Source organism: Candidatus Poribacteria bacterium (assembly GCA_021295755.1).
Taxonomy (GTDB): Bacteria; Poribacteria; WGA-4E; order WGA-4E; family PCPOR2b; genus PCPOR2b.
Window position 1 is genome coordinate 2,607 of the sequence record JAGWBT010000196.1, and the last position, 5,154, is coordinate 7,760.

At 41.7% G+C, this 5,154-nt stretch carries 6 protein-coding genes; 1 reads left to right on the top strand and 5 read right to left on the bottom strand.

Annotation, left to right across the window (positions count from 1 at the left end; all coding sequences use genetic code 11):
* Nucleotides 1-245: 245 nt before the first annotated feature.
* Nucleotides 246-572, top strand: a complete 327-nt coding sequence (locus tag J4G02_21405; protein MCE2397077.1) for a helix-turn-helix transcriptional regulator — start codon at nucleotides 246-248, stop codon at nucleotides 570-572.
* A gap of 8 nt (nucleotides 573-580) precedes the next feature.
* On the opposite strand, the gene J4G02_21410 is transcribed toward J4G02_21405, so the two are convergent.
* From J4G02_21410 to J4G02_21430, 5 genes are all read right to left on the bottom strand, one after another.
* Nucleotides 581-1,144, bottom strand: coding sequence for a hypothetical protein (locus J4G02_21410; GenBank protein MCE2397078.1), 564 nt, complete (start codon nucleotides 1,142-1,144; stop codon nucleotides 581-583).
* Nucleotides 1,145-1,147: 3 nt separating this feature from the next.
* The gene (locus tag J4G02_21415; GenBank protein MCE2397079.1) at nucleotides 1,148-1,750 is read right to left on the bottom strand and encodes a M23 family metallopeptidase; all 603 of its coding nucleotides are present in this window, start codon (nucleotides 1,748-1,750) and stop codon (nucleotides 1,148-1,150) included.
* A gap of 967 nt (nucleotides 1,751-2,717) precedes the next feature.
* Nucleotides 2,718-3,263: an ORF6N domain-containing protein gene (locus tag J4G02_21420; protein MCE2397080.1), complete on the bottom strand. Its 546-nt coding sequence runs from the start codon at nucleotides 3,261-3,263 to the stop codon at nucleotides 2,718-2,720.
* A gap of 70 nt (nucleotides 3,264-3,333) precedes the next feature.
* Nucleotides 3,334-4,071 (bottom strand): tyrosine-type recombinase/integrase, encoded by a 738-nt coding sequence (locus J4G02_21425; protein MCE2397081.1) that lies wholly within the window; start codon nucleotides 4,069-4,071, stop codon nucleotides 3,334-3,336.
* Between the two features lie 112 nt (nucleotides 4,072-4,183).
* On the bottom strand, nucleotides 4,184-5,154 hold a 971-nt coding region (locus tag J4G02_21430; protein ID MCE2397082.1), incomplete at its 5' end, for a tyrosine-type recombinase/integrase.

Genomic DNA, 5,154 nt, shown 5'->3' on the forward strand with positions numbered 1-5,154 from the left:
GTGCAACCGCAGGTGTTTATCGGGTTTTAAGTGGTAGTAATTCAGTACGTCTGATAAACTGAGCTTGCTTTTTATGTCGCTTATTTCCATGCTTGTGATTTTTGTTGAAAAATTTTAAATCCTACAAACTTGTCGCAAATCTACAATTATTGTATTACACAAATAAACATACCTAACTTTTTTACTACATCTTTTGTTTGTATTTTTGCTCAGAACATTGATCTCATGCATTAAATAATACATTTATGACTTTTGGCGAGCGTTTAATGACGGTGAGAAAAAAGAAAAAGCTTTCCCAGGCAGAAGTCGGGAAAGAGATTGGCATTAGTGGTGATGCCTATGGTCGTTATGAACGTGGAGAAGTACGGCCTACTATTGAGATGGCCGTGAAGATTGCCCAGGCCATGAATGTTTCACTGGACTACCTGACCGGAGCTACCGACATGGAACTGGATGATACCATGTTAAAAAGGATTCAGGCGGTTTCTAAATTACCCACCAAAGAAAAAGAATGTGTGTACGTGTTCCTGGATTCCTTTATTGACAGAATGAAGCTGCAGGGAGCTTTGTAATATAAGTATCAATCATAATACCTTGCCTTATAGACTATCCGATCTATTTTACTTTTCTGGAAGGTAAAAAGGAAATAACTGCTATTTTCAAAGTCCTTGACAACAAGTGAATCGGGTATAGATTTCAAATTGAACCTTCTTTTTAAGACTTCATCATCAGTACCTACTTTAATACTGTCATTCAAAACAATTTCCTGTGAGTTAATGACCGCTTCCTGAAGAATAGTATTTGAAGGAGATACATAAAAATTTGCCGTGTCCTTTCCATTGCTAAAAATCATAACCGTATCACTCAAAGCAGGATTATGCTGATTTTGTATTACCTGCTTTTCTATTAGATTAAACTGAGACTTGAAGTAAGAAATTGTTAAATCATTATCAATTACTCCAAAAACAAACTCATCATCATCAACAAATTTTGTTACCTGTGTGGTATCTTGATTATTCGAAGCTTGATTTTCAGTAATAACCTTCTTTTCAGGTTCATTTCTATCTTTGGATGGCTCGGATTTACACGAGCTTGAAAAAATGCTCAAAAGAACTGCAAACAATATAATTTTTTGTCTATCCATAGATTAGTAGCCTAAGAAATAACCTAAATCAGTTGGCGCATGTCTTATCTGCAAATTGCCAAAGAATTGACTTTGGAAAGGAGTATGCGGGGTAACAATTACCTCATAATGTAAATGGGGACCCGTTGACCTCCCGGTATTTCCGGAATTAATTAATAAATCCCCCGTATTTACTGTTGCTCCTTGTTGAACTTGCAAAGAACTCCCATGAGCATATAAGGTATAAACATTGCCACTTCCTTGAGCTGCCTCTCCGTGATTCACAATAACAACATTCCCGTATGAACCTGACCTGTATGACCTGGCTACCGTTCCGGGAGCAGTTGCAACAACTGGAGTGCCAACAGGTACTGCATAGTCCGTACCTCCATGAGTATTGGAGCACCCAGCACAATTTCTGGTAGACATAAACTCAGATGAAATAGGAGCATCTCCAACAGGACTGCTTAACCAATTCCCCCCGCCTTGTTCAAGTGTTTCACCTACTTCTCTAAAAACAGGTTTTTCTTTCCGGCAGACTTGCGGATTTTTATACACCACTTTTAACGGGCTTGCTTCCCTAAAAGCAGTAGTATTTTCGTAATATGATAGTTTTCTGCAACCCATTTTTCAGGCGATAAAGATACTGTTTTCCGGGGGCTTTTTTTCTTTCAACTGAGATTTTCAACTGAACAACAAGCACATAATTCTGTATAAAACACATTTAAAACGATGTCTTATACACGCTTCCATTATGTGCTATTCAGTTCCCTGCGGGGCTTCCCATTTGAAAGAAAAAAAAATCACATCGGACAGGATAAAGGAAGTTTGGTAGTGCGGTGGACTGGTGGGCTTCCTTTGTCCTGGCTGATGCTCCAACCGAACCACTAAACGTTAATCGGAGAACTGCATTTGATTGAGGGCGGAAGGTGTACGGATTGTGGGTAACACAGGGAACAGCGCCTGCGGCTAAAAAGGCTGGCTGCTGACTGTGGAGCGTAGCGTAATGGGCAGCAGACAAGCATCGCGAGCCGTCCTGCGAGTGGAGCAAGGGTGCTGCAAGTAAAAGCCTGACGAAGGAAGGCGACTTGCAGCTATGTAGAAGGGCAGCAAACGGAGAACCGAAGAATGAGGGGCGAGGCTTGCTGACCGCACTACACAAGGCTTACCTACCTGCCGGAGGCTTATTAAACAAAGTCAAGCCGCAGCCCGCAGCGACCCGCAGGCGAGCAAAATAATGGGCAGCCGGTGGATTTTTTGCGACTGAACGGAACAAAGCTTTAGCGGAGTGTAGAGAAGTGGCAAAAAAGACACAGTAGGCTGCCATGAGGAAGAAGGAGGAACTGCAAAAAGCATGACAAGCTCGAAGCGCAGCGGAGACCCGCAGGGCTTTGTAGCTCTTGTTTTTACCTTAAAAAATTAACACTATCAAAAACAAGTGCTGCAAAGGCTTGGCGTGATTTTTTGCTGACGACTGATGACGAATACCTTGTTTCCTGTGTCGGGGTGACGAGTTTTGCGAGGAACGAAGCGGGGGCATTAGTGCGTCTGGATTTGTGGGTATATCCAAAACGTATCCAAATGTATCCATAAATTACTTCTTGCCGGTTTTGTATCCTATTGGTGGTCGGTTTTGCTGTTCAAGCTCTTGTTGTTTTATTTGCTCGAACTGCTTAATGTATTCAAAAATCAGTGCTATTTGTTCTTCCTGACCGGATACCTTGCTGCGGATTTCTTCCAGTTGTAAAAATAAGTCTTGATGAGTTTGTAATATTTCACGCATTCTGATAAAAATCTCGGTGATGCGGACACTCATTTTCCGGGCCCTTGGACTACGTAAAACATGGGCAGCATGGATGATTCCATGTTCAGTAAAAACCATTGGCAGATAACGTGTTCCACCCCTTCCTTCGTTTGAGGTGCCAATTTGGTACCTCAAAGATTCGTGTTCCTCTTTGGTCAGTTCAAACATAAAATGCTCCGGAAAGATGTCAATGTTACGCCTTACGGCTCGCTTTAACGCTTTTGTTTCAACTCCATACAATTCGGCCAGATCACTGTCCAGCATTACTTTTTGACCTCTTATCTCGTATATCTTGCTTAAAATTACTTCCTGTGGTATGGTAACTTCTTTACTCATTTTCTGTTTTTATTTGGTTTGTAAAATTACTCTTTCATTTTTTGGTATCGCAATTTGCGATTTCAAGTTCTCATCTCATCGGATGGAACCGGTTCAGGCTCTCTTGTAAATCCTGTAAATCTATCTGCCTATATCTTTCCGTACTGGTAATGCTGTTGTGTCCTGCCATATATTGTACTTCTCTTATCGGCTTTTCTTTTATCCATTTGCTGATTACACTGCTCCTGATCTGGTGGAAGCTTTTTAGTTCCGGGTGCTGTTTTTTCAAGGCTCTGAGGAAGAACTTTAAACAGTCGTTCATGCTTTCATTGTTAGCCAGAGTAAAAAACAAGCGTTTGCCTTTTTCTCCTTTGCTTTGTTTCAATAATTGCGGTCTGATTTCCTGTAAATACTTGTGTAAACTCATCACCTGGTAGGATGCTAAAGGCAATATCCTTTCATTGAGCTTGATGTTTTTCCGGATCCGCAGGATCCCTTTTTCCAGGTCCGGATCTTCAACGGTCAGCCGGTCGATTTCTTTTCTAATCAGTCCCTGGTTGATATACATTCCAAAGATCATTTTATCCCTGTACTGTACCGGTGTTTTTGGTTGCAGACTGTTGTAGATTTTGATTAACTGTTTTTGGTTCAAAAGGTCATGCGGCAGGCGTTGGATGTGTCCTTTGATGTAAAGATTCGCTGCAGGGTTGTAGTTCAGGTGCTCTAAGCTCATTTGACTTTCGTAGAGTTGCCTTACTGCAATGAGGTGTTTTTTCAACTCCCGGATAAAGTTCAGTAAATCGCTGTAGCTGCATTGTTCCACTTCCAACGCTTCACTTTCTAACCAGTCTAAAAACCTGCAGATGTATGTTTTCTTGTCCCGGATAGTTCCGTTTCGGTAATGCCGTTCTTTCAGGTAATGTTCTAATGCTGTTATGTAGTTACTCGATCTCATGGGCAAGATGGGTATATGCCTGAGTACTTCTCAGTTTGCTGTGCCCTAAAAAACGGCTGATGCTGTCGAGCTTCATTCCTGTTTGTAGTAGGTGGGTAGCGATACTGTGGCGTAAAGTGTGTAATCCGATGGTTTTGGCTTGTAGTTTTTCATCTGCTGTTCTTTCCTGTAATCTTTTGAGTGTTCCAAGCAGTAAGCCGTAACCGATTCTTTTGCCTTGATTTCCTAATAAAAAGGCCTGTTCTTCCGGGTTTCGTAAAAGCTGTGGCCGGCAATGTTTCAGGTATAACAAAAAGTCTTTTTGCTGATGGGCTACAAACGGCACATACCTTTCCTTGTACTGCTTGCCCTTTCTGACGTACACCATTTTCTTATCCGTCATTACGTCCTCTAAGTTCATTTGGATTCCTTCGTTGCTTCTTACACCACATCCGTAGTACAGGCTCAGTATAGCCCTTTCTCTTAATCCTTTTTCATCATCGGTTGTTGCATTGTACAGGCTGTCTATTTCTTTTAAGGTGAGGATTTCCCGCCTGGTTACTTCTTTGGGTTCGTAGGGTAAATCTATGGTCAGCTTTCCCTGGCCTGTTTCTTCTAAGTAATGGGCAAAGAGTTTCAGGCAATGGATGTAACTGTTCTGGGTGCTGCTTTTTAAGAACTCTCCGCTGTTTTGACTTTTGCGGTGGTATTTTAAGTGATGGTAAAAAAGTTTGGTGTGTGTTCTTGTAATGCTGCTGATCTCTTTTACTCCCTGTCCGTCCGGCAGGCGGGCTTCTTTTTCCAACCAACTAAAGAACTCGGCTAACTGCCGGGGCATACGATCAATACCGCTTTTGCTGTAATTCAGTAACTGCAACCATTCTCTAAAACTTTCGGTGTATCTTTTGTACGTGTATGACGTTTTTGCTTTTACCCCCTCTTGCTCTTTCCCTGTTACACTTGTTACACTGTTACACT

Bases quoted from the DNA above. Each gene is read 5' to 3' on its own strand.
- J4G02_21405 (MCE2397077.1), top strand. From the start codon at position 246: ATGACTTTTGGCGAGCGTTTAATGACGGTGAGAAAAAAGAAAAAGCTT.
- J4G02_21410 (MCE2397078.1), bottom strand. From the start codon at position 1,144: ATGGATAGACAAAAAATTATATTGTTTGCAGTTCTTTTGAGCATTTTT.
- J4G02_21415 (MCE2397079.1), bottom strand. From the start codon at position 1,750: ATGGGTTGCAGAAAACTATCATATTACGAAAATACTACTGCTTTTAGG.
- J4G02_21420 (MCE2397080.1), bottom strand. From the start codon at position 3,263: ATGAGTAAAGAAGTTACCATACCACAGGAAGTAATTTTAAGCAAGATA.